The organism is Halarchaeum rubridurum (assembly GCF_014647115.1).
GTDB classification, from domain to species: Archaea; Halobacteriota; Halobacteria; order Halobacteriales; family Halobacteriaceae; genus Halarchaeum; species Halarchaeum rubridurum.
On the sequence record NZ_BMOO01000008.1, the window covers coordinates 1 to 18,190 of the forward strand.

18 protein-coding genes and 5 pseudogenes are annotated in these 18,190 nt (G+C 62.2%); 9 read left to right on the top strand and 14 right to left on the bottom strand.

Features of this window, described 5'->3' with window-relative positions; translation table 11 throughout:
* A pseudogene (locus tag IEX84_RS14910) lies at positions 1 to 393 on the bottom strand (transposase); the annotation flags it as partial.
* A 655-nt stretch (positions 394 to 1,048) separates the two neighbouring features.
* On the opposite strand from IEX84_RS14910, the gene IEX84_RS13235 reads away from it, so the two are divergent.
* Both IEX84_RS13235 and IEX84_RS13240 read left to right on the top strand, forming a co-directional pair.
* On the top strand, positions 1,049 to 1,702 hold the full coding sequence (locus IEX84_RS13235; RefSeq protein WP_188873045.1) for a winged helix-turn-helix domain-containing protein: 654 nt from the start codon (positions 1,049 to 1,051) through the stop codon (positions 1,700 to 1,702).
* A 14-nt stretch (positions 1,703 to 1,716) separates the two neighbouring features.
* Positions 1,717 to 2,274, top strand: a complete 558-nt coding sequence (locus IEX84_RS13240) for a hypothetical protein (RefSeq protein WP_188873046.1) — start codon at positions 1,717 to 1,719, stop codon at positions 2,272 to 2,274.
* Positions 2,275 to 2,766: 492 nt separating this feature from the next.
* Here the strand turns inward: IEX84_RS13240 and IEX84_RS13245 are convergent, their stop codons facing one another.
* Together IEX84_RS13245 and IEX84_RS13250 are read right to left on the bottom strand one after the other, a co-directional pair.
* Positions 2,767 to 3,858 (bottom strand): hypothetical protein, encoded by a 1,092-nt coding sequence (locus IEX84_RS13245; protein WP_188873047.1) that lies wholly within the window; start codon positions 3,856 to 3,858, stop codon positions 2,767 to 2,769.
* A gap of 149 nt (positions 3,859 to 4,007) precedes the next feature.
* Positions 4,008 to 4,547 carry a COX15/CtaA family protein gene (locus IEX84_RS13250; protein WP_188873048.1) on the bottom strand — a complete coding sequence of 180 codons (540 nt, stop codon included), beginning with the start codon at positions 4,545 to 4,547 and terminating at the stop codon, positions 4,008 to 4,010.
* 173 nt (positions 4,548 to 4,720) lie between these two features.
* On the opposite strand from IEX84_RS13250, the gene IEX84_RS13255 reads away from it, so the two are divergent.
* Genes IEX84_RS13255 through IEX84_RS13265 form a run of 3 tightly spaced genes read left to right on the top strand, consistent with a single transcriptional unit; the run spans position 4,721 to position 7,831 of the window.
* Positions 4,721 to 5,998: a DUF7405 family protein gene (locus IEX84_RS13255; RefSeq protein WP_188873049.1), complete on the top strand. Its 1,278-nt coding sequence runs from the start codon at positions 4,721 to 4,723 to the stop codon at positions 5,996 to 5,998.
* The gene (locus tag IEX84_RS13260) at positions 5,991 to 7,034 is read left to right on the top strand and encodes a DUF7350 domain-containing protein (protein WP_188873050.1); all 1,044 of its coding nucleotides are present in this window, start codon (positions 5,991 to 5,993) and stop codon (positions 7,032 to 7,034) included. Before IEX84_RS13255 ends, IEX84_RS13260 begins: the two co-directional genes overlap by 8 nt.
* Entirely contained in the window at positions 7,031 to 7,831 is an 801-nt protein-coding gene (locus IEX84_RS13265) for a sulfite exporter TauE/SafE family protein (protein ID WP_229732380.1), read from the top strand. Before IEX84_RS13260 ends, IEX84_RS13265 begins: the two co-directional genes overlap by 4 nt.
* Before the next feature lie 412 nt (positions 7,832 to 8,243).
* Here IEX84_RS13265 and IEX84_RS13270 read toward each other — a convergent pair whose 3' ends face one another.
* The 3 genes from IEX84_RS13270 to IEX84_RS13280 are packed head-to-tail and all read right to left on the bottom strand — an operon-like array spanning position 8,244 to position 10,223.
* A complete protein-coding gene (locus IEX84_RS13270; protein WP_188873051.1) occupies positions 8,244 to 8,756 on the bottom strand; it encodes a winged helix-turn-helix transcriptional regulator in 513 nt (170 codons plus the stop codon).
* A 28-nt stretch (positions 8,757 to 8,784) separates the two neighbouring features.
* Positions 8,785 to 9,147: a DUF7471 family protein gene (locus tag IEX84_RS13275; RefSeq protein WP_188873052.1), complete on the bottom strand. Its 363-nt coding sequence runs from the start codon at positions 9,145 to 9,147 to the stop codon at positions 8,785 to 8,787.
* A 26-nt stretch (positions 9,148 to 9,173) separates the two neighbouring features.
* Positions 9,174 to 10,223, bottom strand: a complete 1,050-nt coding sequence (locus IEX84_RS13280) for a CNNM domain-containing protein (protein WP_188873053.1) — start codon at positions 10,221 to 10,223, stop codon at positions 9,174 to 9,176.
* 356 nt (positions 10,224 to 10,579) lie between these two features.
* Here IEX84_RS13280 and ilvN point away from each other — a divergent pair.
* Together ilvN and IEX84_RS14920 are read left to right on the top strand one after the other, a co-directional pair.
* A pseudogene (gene ilvN / locus IEX84_RS14915) lies at positions 10,580 to 11,110 on the top strand (acetolactate synthase small subunit); the annotation flags it as partial.
* 25 nt (positions 11,111 to 11,135) lie between these two features.
* Positions 11,136 to 11,280, top strand: a pseudogene (locus tag IEX84_RS14920) (ketol-acid reductoisomerase); the annotation flags it as partial.
* 66 nt (positions 11,281 to 11,346) lie between these two features.
* On the opposite strand, the pseudogene lrp reads toward IEX84_RS14920, so the two are convergent.
* The 3 genes and pseudogenes from lrp to IEX84_RS13305 all read right to left on the bottom strand — a co-directional run bounded on the left by lrp (position 11,347) and on the right by IEX84_RS13305 (position 13,161).
* A pseudogene (gene lrp / locus IEX84_RS13295) lies at positions 11,347 to 11,801 on the bottom strand (HTH-type transcriptional regulator Lrp).
* Positions 11,801 to 12,373 (bottom strand): hypothetical protein, encoded by a 573-nt coding sequence (locus tag IEX84_RS13300; protein WP_188873054.1) that lies wholly within the window; start codon positions 12,371 to 12,373, stop codon positions 11,801 to 11,803. Before IEX84_RS13300 ends, lrp begins: the two are co-directional and overlap by 1 nt.
* Positions 12,370 to 13,161, bottom strand: a complete 792-nt coding sequence (locus tag IEX84_RS13305) for a ParA family protein (protein WP_188873055.1) — start codon at positions 13,159 to 13,161, stop codon at positions 12,370 to 12,372. Before IEX84_RS13305 ends, IEX84_RS13300 begins: the two co-directional genes overlap by 4 nt.
* Positions 13,162 to 13,637: 476 nt before the next feature.
* On the opposite strand from IEX84_RS13305, the gene mntA reads away from it, so the two are divergent.
* Positions 13,638 to 14,030 (top strand): type VII toxin-antitoxin system MntA family adenylyltransferase antitoxin, encoded by a 393-nt coding sequence (mntA, locus tag IEX84_RS13310; RefSeq protein ID WP_209590452.1) that lies wholly within the window; start codon positions 13,638 to 13,640, stop codon positions 14,028 to 14,030.
* Between the two features lie 248 nt (positions 14,031 to 14,278).
* On the opposite strand, the pseudogene IEX84_RS13315 reads toward mntA, so the two are convergent.
* Positions 14,279 to 14,518 (bottom strand): annotated as a pseudogene (locus tag IEX84_RS13315) (zinc ribbon domain-containing protein); the annotation flags it as partial.
* Positions 14,519 to 14,541: 23 nt separating this feature from the next.
* On the opposite strand from IEX84_RS13315, the gene IEX84_RS13320 reads away from it, so the two are divergent.
* Positions 14,542 to 14,739 carry a hypothetical protein gene (locus tag IEX84_RS13320; protein ID WP_188873097.1) on the top strand — a complete coding sequence of 66 codons (198 nt, stop codon included), beginning with the start codon at positions 14,542 to 14,544 and terminating at the stop codon, positions 14,737 to 14,739.
* Positions 14,740 to 14,799: 60 nt separating this feature from the next.
* Here the strand turns inward: IEX84_RS13320 and IEX84_RS13325 are convergent, their stop codons facing one another.
* From IEX84_RS13325 to IEX84_RS13340, 4 genes are read right to left on the bottom strand one after another with little or no spacing between them, the layout of a single operon-like run.
* Positions 14,800 to 15,780, bottom strand: a complete 981-nt coding sequence (locus IEX84_RS13325) for a beta-ribofuranosylaminobenzene 5'-phosphate synthase family protein (RefSeq protein WP_188873056.1) — start codon at positions 15,778 to 15,780, stop codon at positions 14,800 to 14,802.
* Positions 15,773 to 16,351, bottom strand: coding sequence for a DUF447 domain-containing protein (locus tag IEX84_RS13330; RefSeq protein WP_188873057.1), 579 nt, complete (start codon positions 16,349 to 16,351; stop codon positions 15,773 to 15,775). The genes IEX84_RS13325 and IEX84_RS13330 overlap by 8 nt, the downstream gene beginning before the upstream one ends.
* Positions 16,348 to 17,190, bottom strand: coding sequence for a triphosphoribosyl-dephospho-CoA synthase (locus IEX84_RS13335; protein ID WP_188873058.1), 843 nt, complete (start codon positions 17,188 to 17,190; stop codon positions 16,348 to 16,350). The genes IEX84_RS13330 and IEX84_RS13335 overlap by 4 nt, the downstream gene beginning before the upstream one ends.
* Entirely contained in the window at positions 17,187 to 18,185 is a 999-nt protein-coding gene (locus IEX84_RS13340) for a 5,10-methylenetetrahydromethanopterin reductase (RefSeq protein WP_188873059.1), read from the bottom strand. The genes IEX84_RS13335 and IEX84_RS13340 overlap by 4 nt, the downstream gene beginning before the upstream one ends.
* Between the last annotated feature and the right edge of the window lie 5 nt (positions 18,186 to 18,190).

Below are 18,190 nucleotides of genomic sequence, written 5' to 3' on the forward strand. Positions count from 1 at the left end.
CGATTGATCGGGTGCCGTCCCCAACTCGAGGCGTTCACAAAGTTCAGGGTGGCTATCGAGATACTCGAAGAGAGGCGTTTCGTGCGTCCAGCCGTGGAGTTCTTTCAGCACGAACACGCGAAAGAGGGTATCCATCTCGTAGCATGTCGAACTCTCGTAGCAGTCGTGGGCTTCGAAGCGAAAGTAGGCCAGGGGAAGCTCGCAGACAAACTGTTCGAGTGAGTCATGATCAGGGTGCGTAAACCAGACACCCAAGACGACTCGAACGTCCGATTCTAACCCACCGAGTGAGGAGCGATCGTACAGCGGTGTCGAGTCATATTCGGGCCACTCGACGTGCTGGTGTGCGATTCGTCGAAAGACGCTGCGTCGAGACTCACGAGTCGCAGCCACTGCAAATGGATAGTAGAGATACGCTCAAGAGTCCGTCCAACCGGCCAGTATCGAGAGAGTTCCGTGCTCTGTCAATCGCGAACAGGAGTGGTGCAACTAATCGTTAGATGTAGGCCAGCTATTGAACGTTCGATAAGAGGGAATTGAACTACGCCGTGGACACGACTGCTACATATGTGTCATTGTCATATCTCACGTAGCGGTAGTGAGTCCATGGATCAATACTAACATTATTCGGTACGTCAGCAATCCCCTTCTGAAGCGCGTCCTTGAACACCCGCTGTTGAGCAGGAGTTAGCTCATCGAATTGGATCACATCATCAGCTGAAATGTTTCCGTCTGCTTGCTGGACGTGAAGGTGGTACTGTGAGTTCTGGGTATTCGACGGCGATAGAGGGTTCGTAGCGGCACAACCAGCAAGGACGATTAAGCACCCTGCAACAAGGACGTGGAGATGCACACGGTCCATATGATAAGCTAGTAGTACACTGGTAAATACTCTCTGGGAGATTGCCACTTAATCATCAATAAGCGTATCTACTTAATTGACGTTGTGGGCGAGAGTAGTGTGTAATTAAGGCACGTAACAAAGCTATCCTCTGCGATTGCGCCCGTTTGTAAACGCTACAGCGTCCCGTTTCCGTGGCAAACATTTATGGTTTCCAGTTTCGTAACTCTATACAAGATGAGCTACGATACAGAACACGTGCGAAACGCGGGGGACACTCCGGGAACTATCACTGGAATTCCGACGTTCGCAGAATTACTTGAAAACCCGTCTCTCGCTGACCTCTATACATCGATTAGACAGGCAGAAACTGCGACAGGCCCCGAGCTCGTCGAAACAACGACCGTCTCGAAAAAGACGGTGTACGACTACCTCCATAAACTGGAGCAAGCGGGCTTGATCAGCAAGGTTGGTGACGACGGCGGGACTGCCGTATACACCGCTCAGGAGTTCGAGCTAACGTTGACAGTCCGTGAGACGGAAGTCTCGATCACTCCCAAGATCATCGAGGTAATCGCCCAGAAAAACGAGTACCCAGCGATCGAACGAGTCCTCGAAGACTACGGCATCGTCACGCTCGCACTCGCATACGATCTCGTGAACGCACACAGTGAGGGCGATGTCACGATCCGGCAAATCGCGAGCCTCACAGATCTCTCTCCTGGAACTACGTATGACCTCGTCGAAGCGCTCTATTCGGTTCTCGATCTCGGTGATGATGAGTCGGCCCCGACGACGTACACACCGGATGAGTTCGATGCGGACGAGGGCGCTCTTCTCGAGGAATTTGCTGACAAGTAGACCGAGTGACGAGGATGTATACTGCGAACATTGCGGACACGGTGATGTTTCGGAACTTGGGGAAGCGCCCCAGTCCACACCTACAATCGCTCAAGAGTGCCGTAGAGGAAGCTGGAACTGAAGTTTGGGTGCCAGCAGCGGTCTACCACGAGTTGGCGGATACCGGGAGTGCCGACTCACCGACGAATCCATACCTCGATACGGCTATCGAAGAAGGAAGGCTTCGGGTAGCCCCACCGCTACCAGGTGATCGTACAGAGGGATTCGATAGTAGCGCTGGACCGGTTGAGAAAGCACGGTTCGTTGCAGATGGGTTTCTCAACCAGCAGAGCAAGTATCCAGAGACTAACAACTGGCAGGATGCGGCGTTGGTCGCGTTGGCAGTTCGATTGTTCGATGCGAATGCTCGAATCCGTGTGATCACCCACACAGCGGACGAAAATCTGGCAAAGGCGTGCGCTCGTATCCCTCCCGAATTCGGATACTACGACATCAAGTCCCGATACTACAACCCACCCCAAACAGCAAAGGTTGAGTTCCCAACCGTTGGCCAGCTCACGTGGAGCGAGTAGCGAACATTTTGGCGGCTGGGCCAGTATCAGCACGTCCATTCACGACGTTAATGTCAACGTCAGCGCGACGCACTGGCCGCTGTGGAATGAGTAGCCCTCCCAGCTTGTCTGTGGCTAGGAGTGAAATCGACGAAAATGTCGAAGGAGCACCTTGTCCATAGCCACAAACCAGCCCGAGAACCATATGCATTGAGAAGGACGGTCTCAACTTCTGATACCCCCAGTCGCTCCGAATGTGTACGAGAACCCGCGAAATTTGTCCCACGATTCGACGATTCGTGCCTCTGTTACCCCGATTGAGCCCGTTCAGCCTCCGATGAACCGACCGGAAAACCGAGTTCGTTGCAAAATCGGTGATTTTCTCGACGAGTCGATAGCGATGCCTCTCGCCACCCGCTCACACCGGCCTCTTCACGAGGTTACAGTGGCACGAGCAGCGACGAGCGAACGAACTCGAGGAACCGCCTCGCAGTTCGCTCCCGATACGGTCGCTTACAGAGTGTGTTCCGGTAGCGGTTCTGTCGGAGCAAGCGCAGCCGAGAATCGGACGAGATTGCCGAGTAAGAGTACGATACTGCCGGTGAAGAAGAGGACTCCGAGCGGTGACGCTGTGTCGATGAAGAGCCAGTAGAACGGCATCGCGGCGCTCGGTCCGAGTGCGACGACAGCGAGCTGGGAGAGGACGGGGCCACAACAACAGCAGGCGTTCGGGGCGGCGATTGCTGCCGCACCCGTTGCACCGTCGAACCCGACCGTACTCTGACAGCGCCACTGGTAGGCGACGATAGCGCCGTTCAACCCGACGAGGAGCGAGATGATGAGGACGAGTGTGAGCATCCCGACGGAGAGATAGCCACCGAGCGGTAGCGGTGGGAACCAGAACTCGACCGCCGGCCAGTAGACGAGCGGGTCCTTCACGGGAAGAACGTGAACGAATGACTGCGTCCACGTGATTCCGACGCCGCTCGGATCCGGGAGCATGATGAGGATCCCTGCAGAGAACATGAAGAAGACGGCTGTGAGGACGCTGACCGCAGCGCCGAAGCGCCGTGTGATCGGGTCCGTGCAGAGCGTTCGAATCGCGTGGCGGCAATCTCGCCATGCGATGTAGCCGACTGAGAAGACGAGCGTGGCGAAGAGCAGATAGCCGATGGGATTGAACCCGGGCTGGAAATCTCGAAGGAGAATCGGGTAGAGGAACCACCCACCGAAGAGCAGTCCGAGACCGGCGTAGCGTGGCTTCATCGGCCAGCGTCGCCGGGCGAGCGTAACGCTTGTGACGAGGACAGTCCCCCCGAGAACGAGCCGGACGAGCGTGAGCGTCCGCGTCGTGAACGGGCGGGATGTCGTGCTGAACGACGTAATTGGCGAAAGCTGGACGAGCGCGATTGCACCGATAACCGCGAGAACGAGCCCGGAGAAGACGACTGTGAGGACGTGTGAGACGCGAGCAGCGGGACGGCGGCGGCGGACGGTGACGGCGCCCGCGACGACGAGTATCCCGAGCAGTAGTGGGATGAGTGCGTACCACTGTTCGACGCCGGGGAAGTAGGCCGCGCCGCCGTGTGCCGAAACGACCGGCACACCACAGAGACTCCCGAAAAGCAGTGTAACGCACACGAGCGTTCGCCGGAGTGTGCTGGCGAGCGACGCGCGATTCGGTGGGTACGTGTTCTCCATCGGTGGTTCGTCCGTCAACTGAGGTTGAGAGGTCGTGATAGACGTGGACATAGTCAATTAGTAGCCGTGGCGTCAGTTGCTGTGGAAGTATTCCGTGTCGTGTGCCGCCAGAGGATGGCGGTCGCAATGGCCAGCGAGCCGAGGACGAACAACGAGATGACGGTATGGAGGGCAACGTAGCCGAATGCGGGATTGGGAACGCCGGTGACGACGCCGAGCCACGCCTCAAACGGAAGGACAGCGGTCGCGGCTATGACGAGCCGTGTGGTGAGCCAGAACCCCGTGATGCGCCACCAGGCAATCGCGCTCGCTGCAAGCATCAGCAGGCCGGTGAGGAACGCGATAGCGCGATGCGACCACTCAGCGAGAATTTGCGCGGCGGTGTATTCGGCGGAGAGCGTCTCAACCGGGTGGAAGATCGGTGCCCAAACGCCGGCGCACTTCGGGAACCCCGCACCACAGGACATCCACCCTTGGAGGGCGACTGAGTAGACGGCCGCGCCCATCAGAAGGATCGTCCCGACAAGCGAGAGCGTCACCAGCCAGCGGAACGCGCGCGACCACCGTCGGGATCGTTCGGAGTTCTCCGTCATCGTACTGTGCGATGGTGTTGCGTTCGATGCCTTCTATGCGTCGGTCGTACGAGTGCTTTCGACCAGCGTACCAGACGGTTCAGACGCTCACGGCTACGATACGTCATCCCTCCGAACATCGATTCGACGCCCGTACCAGAACCACCATTGACGGTGGTCGCATCGACGCACCCATGGCTGACCACGGTGGTCGTGGCATCAACCGGCGGGCGTTCGTGAAGTCCGCGCTCGCGATCGGCGGCGTGAGCGCGCTCTCGGCGTGCCTCGACCGAACGGACGACCCTGACGTCCCACCGGGTACTCCGACGTCGCTTCCTGAGCGCCAGCACGCGTGGAGCGCCTACGTCGAGCGCGACGACCACGGGAACGCCGTCCCCGTTCCGCACCGCCTGCTCCTCATGCTCGACTACGACGGTGACGGCACCCCCACCGCGGACGAGCGCGACACCGTCAAGGGCGCGCTGGCAACGCTCGAAGAGGCGTACGCGTGGCGTCACAACGGCCTCCTCTCCACGATGGCGTACTCACCCTCCTACTTCGCGCGCTATGACGCCTCGCTCCCTGACTCCGTTGACCTCCCCGCTCCCGCCGCGCTCGCCTCCTTCGAGAATCCTGAGCTCGACACCTACGACGCCGCCCTCCATCTCGCAAGCGACCACGCACACGTCCTCCTCGCCGCCGAACAAGCGCTCAAAGGAAAGAAAGGCACTCTCAACGGCGTCGACGTTTCGGGGACGTTCGACGATGTCCTCAACGTCGCCGAGCGTCGCACCGGCTTCACCGGTGACGGCCTTCCCGCCGACCACCAAGATACGAACGGAGTGCCGGACTCTGATCCGGTCCCGGAGGACACCCCGCTCTACATGGGCTTCAAGTCCACCTTCAAGAAGACCCAGGCAAGCGAGGACCGCGTCACCATTCGCGAGGGGCCATTTGCGGGCGGTACGACGCAGCACGCCTCGCATATGCGTCTCAATCTCGAGCAGTGGTACGAGCAGGACGATCGCTATCAGCGCGTCGGAAAGATGTTCTGCCCGTATCACGCCGAGAATGGCGTCGTCAAGGGCGCTGGCGACAACCTTGGGACGGACGCGAAGATGGATAAGGCCAAACCCGCCGTGAAGGCCGCCAACGAGGACGGGATGGTCGGTCACAGTCAGAAGATGCTCGACGTCCGCAAGGACGACCGCCCGATCATTCTCCGGCGGGATTTCGACTCCACCGACGGCGGCCACGCCGGCCTCCACTTCCTCAGCTATCAACGCGACATCACCGACTTCGTCCAGACTCGCGAGGCGATGACTGGCACCGGCCTCGCCGGAGAGACGCCGGTCGGCCAGCGCAACAACAACGGTATTCTCCAATACATGACTGTCACCCACAGAGGCAACTACCTCGTCCCGCCACGTTCGAATCGCGCACTGCCGACACCCGAGGGTGCCGATGCGTAGACGACGCGTCCTCTCAACCGCCGGGACGCTCGGCGTGGCCGCACTCGCCGGCTGTACGGACCTATTTAATCTCGAGGAGCGTGCGTTCAGCGCACCGCCGGTCGTCGAGAATCGGCCGAACGCCGTCTACTACCCCTCACACGTCGAACAGATGCAGATGGTCGGGATGGCGACAGAGGGCGCTTACGCGTGCGCACTTAGCTACACCTACCCGCATCGCTTCTGGCTCGTCACTGGCACGCACACGAACCGCGTCACTATCGAGTCGGCAGACACGATGCATCTGATGGTGTCGCTCTGGCACCGCGACTCGGGGACCGTGATTTCCGACGTCGCGCCGAGCGTCCGCCTTACTGGGCCGAGCGGTGAGACGGTTTCGAACACCCCGTGGTCGATGCTCTCCCAACCGATGGGCTTCCACTTCGGCGACAACGTCCGGCTCCCTCAGGAGGCGACGTATGACGTCAGTATTGATGTCGGTGCGCCGTCGGCGACGCGGACAGGCACGCTCGGGGATGCCCCCAATTCGCTCTCCTTCGACTTCACGCTCGACTACGCCCGCTCGACGCTCCGCAACATCGAGTGGCGTCGACTCCCCGAAAAGCAGGGGACGAGCGGTGCGATTGCTCCGATGGATATGGAGATGCTGCCCGCGGGAACCGTCCCGACGGCCGAGGCCATGCCAGGATCAGTACGTGGGCGGGGATCGATTGGCGATGCCGACCTCGTCGCGACCAATCTCGATGACGCGACGCGGTTCGGTGGCAGTGAGGGCGACACTTATCTCGCCGTCTCCCCACGCACACCCTATAACCGCTTCCCACTCCCGGCAATGGGGGTGACCGCGATAGTTGAGGATACCGAACACGACCTCACGGAGACGCTCGATCCCACACTCGGCCTCCACTACGGCGTCGTTCTGAATGCGGATCCGACCACCGTCTCGCTCCGCGTCGAGACGCCACCCCATATCGCACGCCACGAAGGGTACGAAACCGCCTTCCTCGAAACAGGGACCGTCCAACTGGACTCGTGAGCGGCGCTCTCAGTGTGCTGGTTCCGCTGCACGCGGGCGGTACCCTCCTCTCGAATCGGCCGGTCGAGCTCGGTGTCTTCCTCCTCATCGGCCTCTTCGGCGGTGCACACTGCTTGGGGATGTGTGGGCCGCTCGTCACGACGTACGCTGAGGCGTTCGCGAGCGATGACCGCGGCCCCACGTGGTTCGAGATCCGCCAGCACGTCCTGTTCAACGCCGGGCGAACCGCGAGCTACGCGCTCATCGGCGGTATCTTCGGCCTGCTTGGGGCGACATTTTACTCGATCGCTGGCAGCGTCCTTGACGCCGCTGGCTGGCTTCGTGTCGCGTCCGGCCTTCTCGTCGGTGTGTTCGTCCTCACTACCGGCGTCTCCTACCTGACGGGACGGGGCGATCTCCTCGGGCACGTCTCCACTCCCCTCGATGGCGTGTTCCACACGCTCTCTGCCCGTGTCGGCGACTGGGCCGACTCCCCACGAATCGTCGGCCTCGGCTTGCTTCACGGCCTCCTGCCCTGCCCCCTCATCTATCCGGCGTTCCTCTACGCATTCGCTCGAGGGAGTGCCACTACGGGTGTCCTCTCGCTCGCTGCGCTCGGACTTGGAACGATCCCCGCACTCTTCCTCTACGGAACAGTAGTCGGGACGGTCGACGAGCGAATCCGTACGCGTCTGCATCGCGGGCTCGGCGTCACGTTCGTCCTCTTGGGGTGGATGCCGATCGCACACGCGCTCGCGACGCTCGGCGTCCCAGTTCCGCATATCGAAGTCCCCTACTACCAGCCGTTGACGCCGTAGCGGGCACGGCCGGCGTCACATAAACAGCGTTCCACGGAGCAATGATCGCCAGGTGATCCGAGAAGTGCAGCGACGAGTGCGAGCCCGTCGAACGCGAGCGCCCACGTCACGAGCGTCGCGGCGTTCGACGACCGCACTTGTCGACCGACGGTACCCCGATAGAGCAAGAGAGCGAAGCCGGCGATTGCGAGCACCTGCACGAACGCGACAAGCGCGGTCGTCCCCCGCGTTCGCGACGAGGTGAATGGATGCCACTGCGGTCACGAAGACCGTGACAGCCGCCCCCGCGTAGAGATACGTGAGCGGGATTGGTGCGGCAAAACGCGACGCCTGAATCTGGTGAGCGTGCGCCGTCCCGCTGAGAACGGGGAGGCCGACGAGCGTGACGAGCAGACGGGGGGTGCGTTTCGCGTCATACCTCGAAGACGGAATCGACGAGCCGGAGGAAGCGGTCGATGAACCGGTCGCTGACCGACGGGGCCACGGTTTCGAGGACGCGGACAGTCTCCTCCGGTTGGACGAGAACGAGCGTAACGCGATTCCGACTATCTCGTTCCTTCCGAACGATATCGTGCGTCGTGAGGTGGTCGAGATGATGTTCGAGCGTGCTACGCGCGATATCGATCTCGTCGGCGACAGTCGCCGGCGCGCTCGGCCCACTCTCAAGGAGGACGAGAAGCACGTCGCGGACCGTCTCGCGGCGCGCAAGCGCGAATGCCGCACGATCCCACGAGGGACAGTCAATCGGATAGTAATGCGTGCGGCCGTAGAACTCCATACGATCGAGATCACCGTCGCGAACGAGCCGGTGGAGGTGATACTGCGTCTGTCCGGTTGCGAGGTCAAGTGCCTCCTGCAGGCCCGAAAAGTGAACCCCAGGGTGATCTGTGACGTACGACGTGAGACGGGCGCGCTGATCAGTCACAGCGAATCACCCGACAGACCCTCCATCACTACTCCTCCCTTCGGGACTCGGATACTAATGTCGTCTCATCGTCGCCCGCCGCTCGCTCGATCGTGCGCGCATAGTAGACTGCAGCGAGGACGAGTGCCGACTGGACGAGAACGAGTGCGTGCTCGACGAGATGATGCGTTTGCTCAGTCACCATCCCCAGCACCTGCAGGACCGCAATGAGCGAGTAGCCGAAGAGCGCACCGAACGACGCGACGAGCAGGAGTACGGAGCGGGTACGTCGACGGGTGTACGCGGCCAGCGAGAGCACGAAGAGAAGCGTGGCTAGGCCGAGCGAGCCGATGAGCAGGCCGTCAAGGACTGGTGTCGCAGCAGTCGTGGTTGGGGCGAGGTCAGGATGCATGGTAGGAAAGAGCGACAACGCGTTCGTCAGTCGAGTGGGTCTTTGAGGTTACCCATGACGGTTTCGAGGGCGTCCGTCGCGGTGAGGAGGCCGACGACCTCCCCGTCACGGAGGACGAGTGCAATTTCTTGGTCTTCGGCCTGGAATTGGTCGAAGGCGTCGCTGACGCTCGTGTCGGCGGCGAGCGTCATGGGTGGTGCCGCAATCTCCTCAAACGACGTCGTCCCCTCCGTGAGCCCTTCGTAGTGTTCGATGAGAGACGGCGAGTAGACGATGCCGTGAAAGTCCGTCAGATCCTCGCCGACAAGCGGGAAGCGCGTGTGTGGGCTGTTCCGGATGCGCTCGAGGTTCTCCTCAACGGACGCCGAGACGGATATTGCGATAATGTCGTCAGCAGGGACCATGATCTCGCTGATCTCGAGTTCGTCCGCGTCGAGTGCGTTCATCACTTCTTCGCGACGCTCCTCGGGGAGTTCGCCACGGGAGAGGAGGGAGTCGAGACGGTTGCGGAGGTCGGCGCGTGACTCGAGGACGTCCTCCTCGGTCTCCAGCCATGCGCCCGTCATCTCGACGCCGAAGAGCTTCAGCGTCCCCTTCGCGACCCCATCGCCGAGCGTGATGAGCGGGGAGATGAGCCAGTTGAACCAGTAGAGCGGTGCGGCCCCGTATCGACAGACAGTTCGGGAGCGCTCGACGCCGAGATACGTCGGCGTCTGCTCGCCGTGCGTGAGATGCAGGAGGTTGATGAGACCGAACGCGAGGATCGCACCGGCCCCAATCGAGGCGAGACCCGTCCCGGCAAAGTACGGCTCGAAGAGCGCGGCGAGGGCGGGCTCAGCGACAATCCCGACAGCGATGCTCGAAGCGGTAATCCCGACCTGGCACGTCGTCAGATAGATCTCGAGGTTGTTCGTCATCTCCCACGCTCGTTCGAGCGCGGGGTTTCCGCCAATAAACTCCGCCTTGCTAAACTGACGGGCACGCGTTAACGCGAACTCAATCGCGACGAAGAAGCCATTCGCCAGGATGAGTCCTAATCCCGCGAGTAGCCGAAGGCTAACCTCCAGCGGTGTCATATCCACGTTCTACCAAGGGGTGAGGTAAATATCCCGATGGTTGAGGATAATAGATTTGGGGTGGCACGCCTGGCGTAAACACCGGGGCTTCCCGCACCGCAAGGTTGGGTGGCGGGTTCTGGAAGGTCAGATATTATGTGGGAACAACAGGAGCGGTGTCGGAAGAAGTGGTTGACCGTATAGCCGATTTACCTATCGTTCAGTGCAGACGAGCTACCCAGTATCCGTTCCACCACTGTCTGTAGCCAATAAATGAACATTTACCAAGGTAACAGATGAGTAGGTCTCATGCACAGATCATCACGTCCGGCGTCGCCCGGCACCAGATGTGAGCCGCCCAGTACTGGACGTTCACCGAGCGGCGACATACGGTGCTGTCGGCGCTCATCGAGGACGACCCCGGTGTGCTCTCACGCAGGGTTGTTCTCCCGCCGGCATTTCAATATCGAGAGCCTTACCGTCGGACCAACGACCGTCGAGAATCACTCGCGGATCACAATGGTTATCGAGGAGTCCGAACCCAGGATCGACCAAGCGGACAAACAACTCGCCAAGCTCAAGCTGGTAATCGCCGTCGGTGAACCTGACAACGCCGTGCGGACCGAACTCGCCCTCCTGTAAGTCGAAGGAGACGGCCCCGACAAGGTCCACGCTGTCACCGAGATGTATGACGGACAGACGCTTGACGCCGACCCGGAGACCATCACAGTTCAGCTCACCGGCGACGAACAGGAGATCGACGACGCGATTGACGGGTTCCACAGTTCGGTATCATCGAAATCGCGCGGATAGGCTACACCGTATTAGCACACGGCGATCAACCGTCCGTCCTGGACGAGAAGCCGGGCACCGCAAACGAACTGTCCCAACCGCCGAACGCATCATAATAGACACAGTCTAGCGGACGAAAGCCTGAACACGACGGTATACTACGACGACGCGGACCGATCCTACATCGGGATATGACCGTAGCCGTCTTCGGCTATGGCAGTCAGGGCTACGTCCACTCGCAGAATCTCGACAAATACGGAGCGACGTAATCGTCGGCCTGCGCGAGGTTCGTTCTCCGGCCGGAGAGACGCTTTTGGCAAGAGCTACAGCTGGATATCTCTGAATACACCTCTTACTCGACGTCGAGCTCGAACTGTTCGTTCTCAGCGGCGGCATTCAGGACGACACTCGTTGAGGATTCCTTAATATCGGCGTCGCCGAGGAGTTCCTTGATGAGGACGTTCATATCGTCGGTATCACGGAATTTGCCGACCGCGATAACGTCGTAGTCGCCCGTGACCTCGTAGACGGACACCATCTGTTTGTGCGCGCTGAGCCGGTCTGCGAGATCGGGCAATGAGCCGCCTTCGGCCTTGAGCTGGAGGGTGGTAGTGACATCATAGCCGAGTTTGCCGTAGTCGACGATTGGGGAGTAGCCCGGATGAAACCAGCATCCTCGAGATCATGGAGATGGTTCGAAACCGTCGTCACAGATACATCGAGTTCTTCGGCGAGGCGCCGCAGACTCGCACGCCCGTCCCCGAGAAGGGCGTTGACCAACTGTGTATCGAAGTTCTCGTAGGCCATCAGTATCGCTCCTCCATAGCCTCGACGTAGTCATCAAGGTCGTCTTGGTCGAGGCCAGCGCGAAGAACGGCCTCAAGGAAGTGTTTGTGCTTCTCAATCTCGGGTTCGTCGTCCATGATCCGCTGTGCGTTCATCCGCTTATAGCGCTGGTTCAACTCCTCTTGGAACTCGTCGGTGAGATAGATTGGATACTTCGTCCGCGTACTGCGCGTGCTCGTCGGGTCAGGGTCTGGACCGGGGGTACTTGTCTCACTCGTGGCTCCCATACTCTCCGTACTACCCGTGTCGCCCGTATTGTCTGCACTACCCGTGTCACCCGCGTTATCGGTACTACCCGTAGTGTCCGAGTCGTTCGAAGGCTCAGAAGCGCTTGAGTCATCTAAAGGACCAGTATCACCTGCATCACCCGTAGAACCCGTATCACCCGAGTTATTTGAGTCACTTGTGTCGCCTGTACTCTCCGTATCAGACGAGTTGTCTACCGATTCGTCGGGGCGTTTCCCGACACGGCCGCTAAGCGCGTTGCCGAGTTGGTCGTTGAACGCGTCGTCGTTCGAGTCGTCGTCAGTCATGCGAAGTATTCCTCCATGGTGCTGGCGAGCCGGTCATATATCTCACACACTTCAGCTGTTTTCTGCTCACGATGGCGGTTCTCCGGTTCATAGGTGTAAAGGCTCCCCTCCTGTTCGAATGCACCCCCAATCGCGACAGTCTCAGGGACAACAAACGTGTTCTCCTCACCGAGATACTGGTGGAACCACTCAAGGCGGTCCTCGCTGATGTTGTTCCGGCTCACCGCGTTGACGACTGCACCAAGAATACCGATCGAGGTCTGGAATTCGCGTTCGAGTTGATCGATTTCCTGGGTAAGGAGATTCATCGAGAACGTCGCAATCGGGTCGGCACGTGAGACGAAGAGGACGTTCTGCGCAGCCAAGAGGGCACCGTCCGCGAGCGGCCCCATGTTCGGCGGAGAGTCAATCAAGAGGTAGTCATAGTCGTGGGCGATACGGTCCAGGATCATGTCGAGGCGTTCTTGGGTACGGCTGAGCGACCAGAGTTCGCGTTCAAGCTGGAAGTTACTCCCGTGTGCTGGGAGGACGTCGAACTCGTCGTGAGAGACGATGAGGTCGTTCACTTCGTCGAACCGATCGATGTCGGTCATGACGTCGTAGAGCGACCGGTCTTCACTCACGTAGTACTCGCGGAGGCCAAGAGATATCGTGATGAACCCCTGCGGGTCGGCGTCGACGACGAGGACGTCGTGGCCAGCGTCCGCGAGTGCGCCACCCAGATTGATTGTGGTGGTGCTCTTCCCGACGCCACCCTTCTGCATTGAGACGGAGAGCCGATTGGTCATACGTCCTCCCTCCAGAGCGCGTATCGTACGCATCGTACAGGTTCGATAGGTGATGAGCGCATACCGGGATATTGCGTGGAACTCGTATAAATCTATGTCTCTCGTAGAACTCGTGTGATACAGGATACGCGTAGAGTATCTGTTAGAGAGTCCGTATCGAGAGGTTTTAGGAAAGGTAGTGTATTTCTCAGAACCCGTATCGTACGAGTGGTTCGGTCGTACGATGTGTACGATACGGGTGACTCGTGATACACATACGAGGATTGGAAGACAGGGTGTTAACCAACAAACAAAGAGGTGGAGAAAGTGTTGGTTAATATTTCGCGGAACGAGGCAGAGGTTGACGGTAGCAGTCGACGAGAAACTACCGACATCACGACTACTCGTTAGGGCAAGATGCAAGTGAAAATCAACCATCTGGTTGGAAAATGGCGCATCAAAGTGAGCCGGCTGTCGAAGGCGTGGATCTTGCGGGGATGCGGAAGTACCTCGCCGAGACAGACGTTGATTTTGCGATTCTGTTCGGCTCACACGCCCGAGGGACGGCAGACGAATCCTCGGATGTCGACATTGCGCTCCGGTTTCCAGAAGACCTGAACGAGCACGATCGGTTCCACCTTCGAAATCGAATCGACGCCGAGCGCCAAGAGTATGCCGCGAAGTTCGTCGACGTGAGCGATATCGAATCGCTCCCGAATCACGTCGCGTATGCGGCGCTCCGAGACGGGATACTCCTCGCTGGAGACGAAGACACTCTCGAGACGTACAAAGAGGGAGAGTTAAAGCCGAGTACGAGGCAGGAACCGATGAGCGTGGGCGTGAGCGTCAAGAGTTCATTAACTGACTCGCTCAGGGAAACGTCTAGGTGACATCCTCCTCGCCGTTCACGGCGAGGCTTCCCGTACCGCAGGTTGGGATATTTGCCGGTCTACGACACGACCTGTTCTCTCGTTCGAAACGTCCCGCTCTCGCGGTCGAACAGGTATGTCGATGGCTGTGTCGTTCGAAAGGCGCTCCGCGCCTTTCGTGATGTCGTCAGAACGCGAAGCGTTCTGGCTGCTAACCAGAAGTCTTCGACTTCTGGTGATGACGAGAGACCTCTGGTCTCTCGAACCACCACACAGCCGTTACTCCTATCCTCACCGTGAGAACTCGGAGTTATCTTCTGGCGCATGTTCTCCGCCCCGTTGCAATCCGCGTTCCCGACTAACCCACACGACGAACACACGTACAAGCCACGGTGCTTGCGGTTCGATTTCGTGTCGTCGCCACACTTCGAGCAGGTCTTCGAGGTATCCCACTCGTTCTCCTTCAGCACCTCAACGCCACGTATCTCACCTTTGTAGTCGAGGTACTGGGGCGACGTACACGGACGCCGAGTTGGAGCGCTCCGTCCTCGAACGCTTCCGCGCCCACGACGCCGTCCAGCGCGGCGAGATGCACGGCTCGTGGGTCGTCCGCTACGACGGGAGGGTCTACTGGGCCGACCTCCACTACGGGCAGTTCGTAGAGGAAACCTATGTATCGGGTCCGGACCGTCGAAATCCGATCGATACGACGCCGTACCGACCCGAGTGACCGGTCGAGCGGTGGCGACACCGCGTCGGGAAAAGCGACAAGGCGGCGGCCAACGAGCCCTCACCCGAGGGAGCCGCAGTTCTGCGGAGCGACGATTCGGACATCGCCGGCGACACCGGCACGTTCGAGCGCGCGCTCGCCGGCCGCGCGGGCTGCGGCCCGCTCGTCGGTAGTCGTGACGCCGTACGCGACCGGCCCCCAGGAGGACTGGCCGGCCCCGGTGATCGCGTCGTCCGCCAGCAGGGTGTCGACGAGCGTCGCAACAGGTGCACGGTAGACGCCGTCCTGTTCGTCGGCGTACCACGTCCCGTTGAGTCGCCCGATCTCCGTCACGGCGTCGCCGAACGCCGCCGCGTCGCCCGCTTCGATCGCCGGGAGGACACGACGCGTGACGAGGCCGGCGATCCGATCCGAGACGTCCGGGTCGGCGTCGCCGATCGCCGCGCGCATACTCTTTTGCTCCGCGTCGCCACAGCGACCGGGGTCGGCCGCCGGAACGACGAGCACGAACCGCCACGCCGGCGGGATGGTGTGGCGGGCGACGACTGGCGGGACCGTCCACGTCCCGTCCTCCCCGTCCGTCGCCGTCCCCGTGGGTGTGCCGCAGGCCGGCGTCGGGCGGCCGGCGTCGAGGACGAAGCCACCGTTCTCGATAGCCGCGACGCCGATGCCGCTCCGGCGACCGCGGCCGAGGGCGGGCGCACACTCCCGGATGCACGGTTGCGCGTCGTACGTGCGGGCGATGGCCGCGGTCATCGCGAGTACGGTCGCGGTTCCGCTCCCGAGACCGACGTGCCGGGGGAGCGACTCGTTCAGCTCGACGCGCGCGCCGGGGACGCCGAGGTGGTCGACGATCCGCCGCACGTCTTCCTCGAACGCGCGCGGACAGTCGATCGTCTCCGCCGCCGTCGCCGTAACCGACACGCGGGGCTTGGCGAGCGCGACGCCGAGACTCCCGTACAGCCGTTCGTGCTCGGGCGAGAGGTTCAGGAACCCCATGTGGAGTCGCGCGCCCGTGGAGACGGAGACGCTCTCACCCATCGGACTGTGCCTCCTCGACGTGCTCGTGCACGCGATCGATGGCGTCGTGCTCCGCCGGGCCGCCACACCGGCGCGCGACCGCAGTCGCGTGGTCCAAGCGACGCCGGAGGACGTCGTCGTCGTAGGCCTCGACGCCGAGCCGTGACGCCGCGACCGTCGCCTCGACGACGGCCGCGAACCCGCGGTTCGTGAGCGGGACGCGCTCCTCGCCGACCGCGACGGCCGTAGGGTGGAGTGCCCACGACGCCCACGGCGTCCCGTCGCGCTTCCCCGCCTCGCGGCGCTCCACGTCGACGCGAACTCGTGCATCGGCGCTCGGGAGCGCCGACTCGTCGGTTTCGTGCACGCCGAGTGCGGCCTCGACGAAGAGGCGCGCGTCCCGGGTGAAGTGGACGTAGCCGACGCCCGTCCGCTCGAAATTGCGGCGCGTCCGCGTGTGGCCCCAGGTCTCCGCGGTGACGACGTCGCCCGCGTGAAGCCCGAGCGCCGCCGCGTTCCACCGCCCGTTCGGGCCCTCCGTGGTGATGATGCTCTCCGTCACGCCACGCAGCGGAACCGGCCAATCGGTCATACGCGGACCCCGCGGGAGAGTGCAACGAACACCGCCGCGGTGGTGATGTCGGCGGTCGTTCCCGGATTGATCCCCCGATCAACGAGCTCGTCGGCCCACGCGTCGATCGTCGCGCGGTCCGCGTCTTCGAGTGCCGCAGCGCGCTCGCGCACGCGCTCGGCGACGGCGCTCCCATGTCGGGCGGCGACGTGTCCGTCGGGAGCCTCCGCGAGCAGGCCGAGGAAGGTTCGGGCGATTCGCTCGGGGAGCGCCGCCGTTCCCGCACACAGCGAGGCCGCGGCGTCGAACGTCCGCTCGAACCCGCTGGCCCACTCGTCGGCGACGCCGTCGGTCGGCGCGCCGGCCGTCACGACCGCCGAGAGGGTGAGCCCCCGTGATCGGACGGCCGGGATCGCGTCGGCACCCCGCCGAACGTCGAGGTCGGCGAGCTCCGCCGGGGGGTCGGCGACGCCGACGTCGGTGTGGTCGAACGCCCGGTAGAACTGGACGGCGTCGTCCACGGTCGTCGCCTCGGTGACGTCCGTGGCGGCCGCACGCGTCACCTCGTCGGCGCTCGCGGCCGCGCGGATGAGCGGCGTGAGGAGGAGGAGCGCGCCGAACTGGGTGTTGTCCCGCGCCCGCTCGGCCATGCCGGCGACGGCGGTCTCGAACGCCTCACCGACCGGCGCGCCCGCGGCGGCAGCGTCGAGGCCGGGACGGGCACCGACGGCACCGGCGAGGAACTGCTCGAAGCGGAGGTCGTGGTGGTCGCGCTCGCGATCGACGTTCCCCGGCTTCGGGGCGGCGGCCACATCGAGGAGGAGCGCGAGCTGGGCGTCCCCGGCGACGCCGCGCGTCACGGCGCACGCACCCGCTCGAACACGTCGCCCAGGTGGTCGATGGCGCTCGCCCGGTCCGGTCCGAGTGGTGCGGCGGCGACGACGCCATCGACGTATTCGAGGATGTTGCGGAGTCGGGTTTCGACGTCCGCCGGATCGCCGGCGATGCAAAAGGCGTCGATCATCGCCGGCGACACGGTCTCGAATGCGTCATCGAACGCGCCGCGACCGAGTGCGTCGCCGATGGCGGCCGCCCTGTCGGGGTCGATCCCGTGGCGATCGAGGATGGCACGCGGCGCGCCGGCGGTGACGAACGCGACGGGCGGGCGGGCGGCGCGGCGTGCCTCGGCAGCGTCGTCGGCGATGCTGACGCTCGCGAACGCGACGGTGTCGAAGGACCCGCGCTCCGGAGACCGGTCGGCGAGACCGAGGTCGATCCGGTCCACCGCGGCCGCGAGGTCGTCTGGATGCGCGGCGTTCACGAGCACGCCGTCGGCGTACGTCGCGGCCATACGGAGCATATCGGGTCCCTGTGCACCGACGTAGATCGGCGTCGAGCCGGCGTCGTAGTCGAGAGTCGCGTCGACCGCCCGAAACGTGCCGTCGTGATCGACGCGCTCGCCGTCCCAGAGCGCCCGTGCGACGCGTATGGTCTCTAGGACGCGGCGAAGGGGTCGGTCGTGCTTGATCCCGAGATCGGCGAGCGTCGAAGCGTCGCCGGCACCGAGACCGAAGAGCGTACGGCCGCCGCTCCGTTCCGCGAGAGTCGCTATCCGTGAAGCTAGGGCCACTGGATGCGTCTCGTACGGGTTGACGATTCCGGGACCGAGGCGGATTGACTCCGTCGCGGCCGCCACCCGCGAGAGCGCCACGAAGGGGTCGCGGTTGTTGTAGTGCGCGGAGACGAAGACGCGGTCGAACCCGGATCGCTCCGCCGTGGCCGCGAGCGAACCGACGGAGTCGGCCGGGACGTCCGGTGTGAGCTCCACCCCGGCCGTTCGGAGCGAGCGGCTCATTTGCG

Bases quoted from the DNA above. Each gene is read 5' to 3' on its own strand.
- IEX84_RS13235 (WP_188873045.1), top strand. From the start codon at position 1,049: ATGGTTTCCAGTTTCGTAACTCTATACAAGATGAGCTACGATACAGAA.
- IEX84_RS13240 (WP_188873046.1), top strand. From the start codon at position 1,717: ATGTATACTGCGAACATTGCGGACACGGTGATGTTTCGGAACTTGGGG.
- IEX84_RS13250 (WP_188873048.1), bottom strand. From the start codon at position 4,547: ATGACGGAGAACTCCGAACGATCCCGACGGTGGTCGCGCGCGTTCCGC.
- IEX84_RS13255 (WP_188873049.1), top strand. From the start codon at position 4,721: ATGGCTGACCACGGTGGTCGTGGCATCAACCGGCGGGCGTTCGTGAAG.
- IEX84_RS13260 (WP_188873050.1), top strand. From the start codon at position 5,991: ATGCGTAGACGACGCGTCCTCTCAACCGCCGGGACGCTCGGCGTGGCC.
- IEX84_RS13275 (WP_188873052.1), bottom strand. From the start codon at position 9,147: ATGCATCCTGACCTCGCCCCAACCACGACTGCTGCGACACCAGTCCTT.
- IEX84_RS13280 (WP_188873053.1), bottom strand. From the start codon at position 10,223: ATGACACCGCTGGAGGTTAGCCTTCGGCTACTCGCGGGATTAGGACTC.
- IEX84_RS13300 (WP_188873054.1), bottom strand. From the start codon at position 12,373: ATGACTGACGACGACTCGAACGACGACGCGTTCAACGACCAACTCGGC.
- IEX84_RS13305 (WP_188873055.1), bottom strand. From the start codon at position 13,161: ATGACCAATCGGCTCTCCGTCTCAATGCAGAAGGGTGGCGTCGGGAAG.
- mntA (WP_209590452.1), top strand. From the start codon at position 13,638: ATGCGGAAGTACCTCGCCGAGACAGACGTTGATTTTGCGATTCTGTTC.
- IEX84_RS13325 (WP_188873056.1), bottom strand. From the start codon at position 15,780: ATGGGTGAGAGCGTCTCCGTCTCCACGGGCGCGCGACTCCACATGGGG.
- IEX84_RS13330 (WP_188873057.1), bottom strand. From the start codon at position 16,351: ATGACCGATTGGCCGGTTCCGCTGCGTGGCGTGACGGAGAGCATCATC.
- IEX84_RS13340 (WP_188873059.1), bottom strand. From the start codon at position 18,185: ATGAGCCGCTCGCTCCGAACGGCCGGGGTGGAGCTCACACCGGACGTC.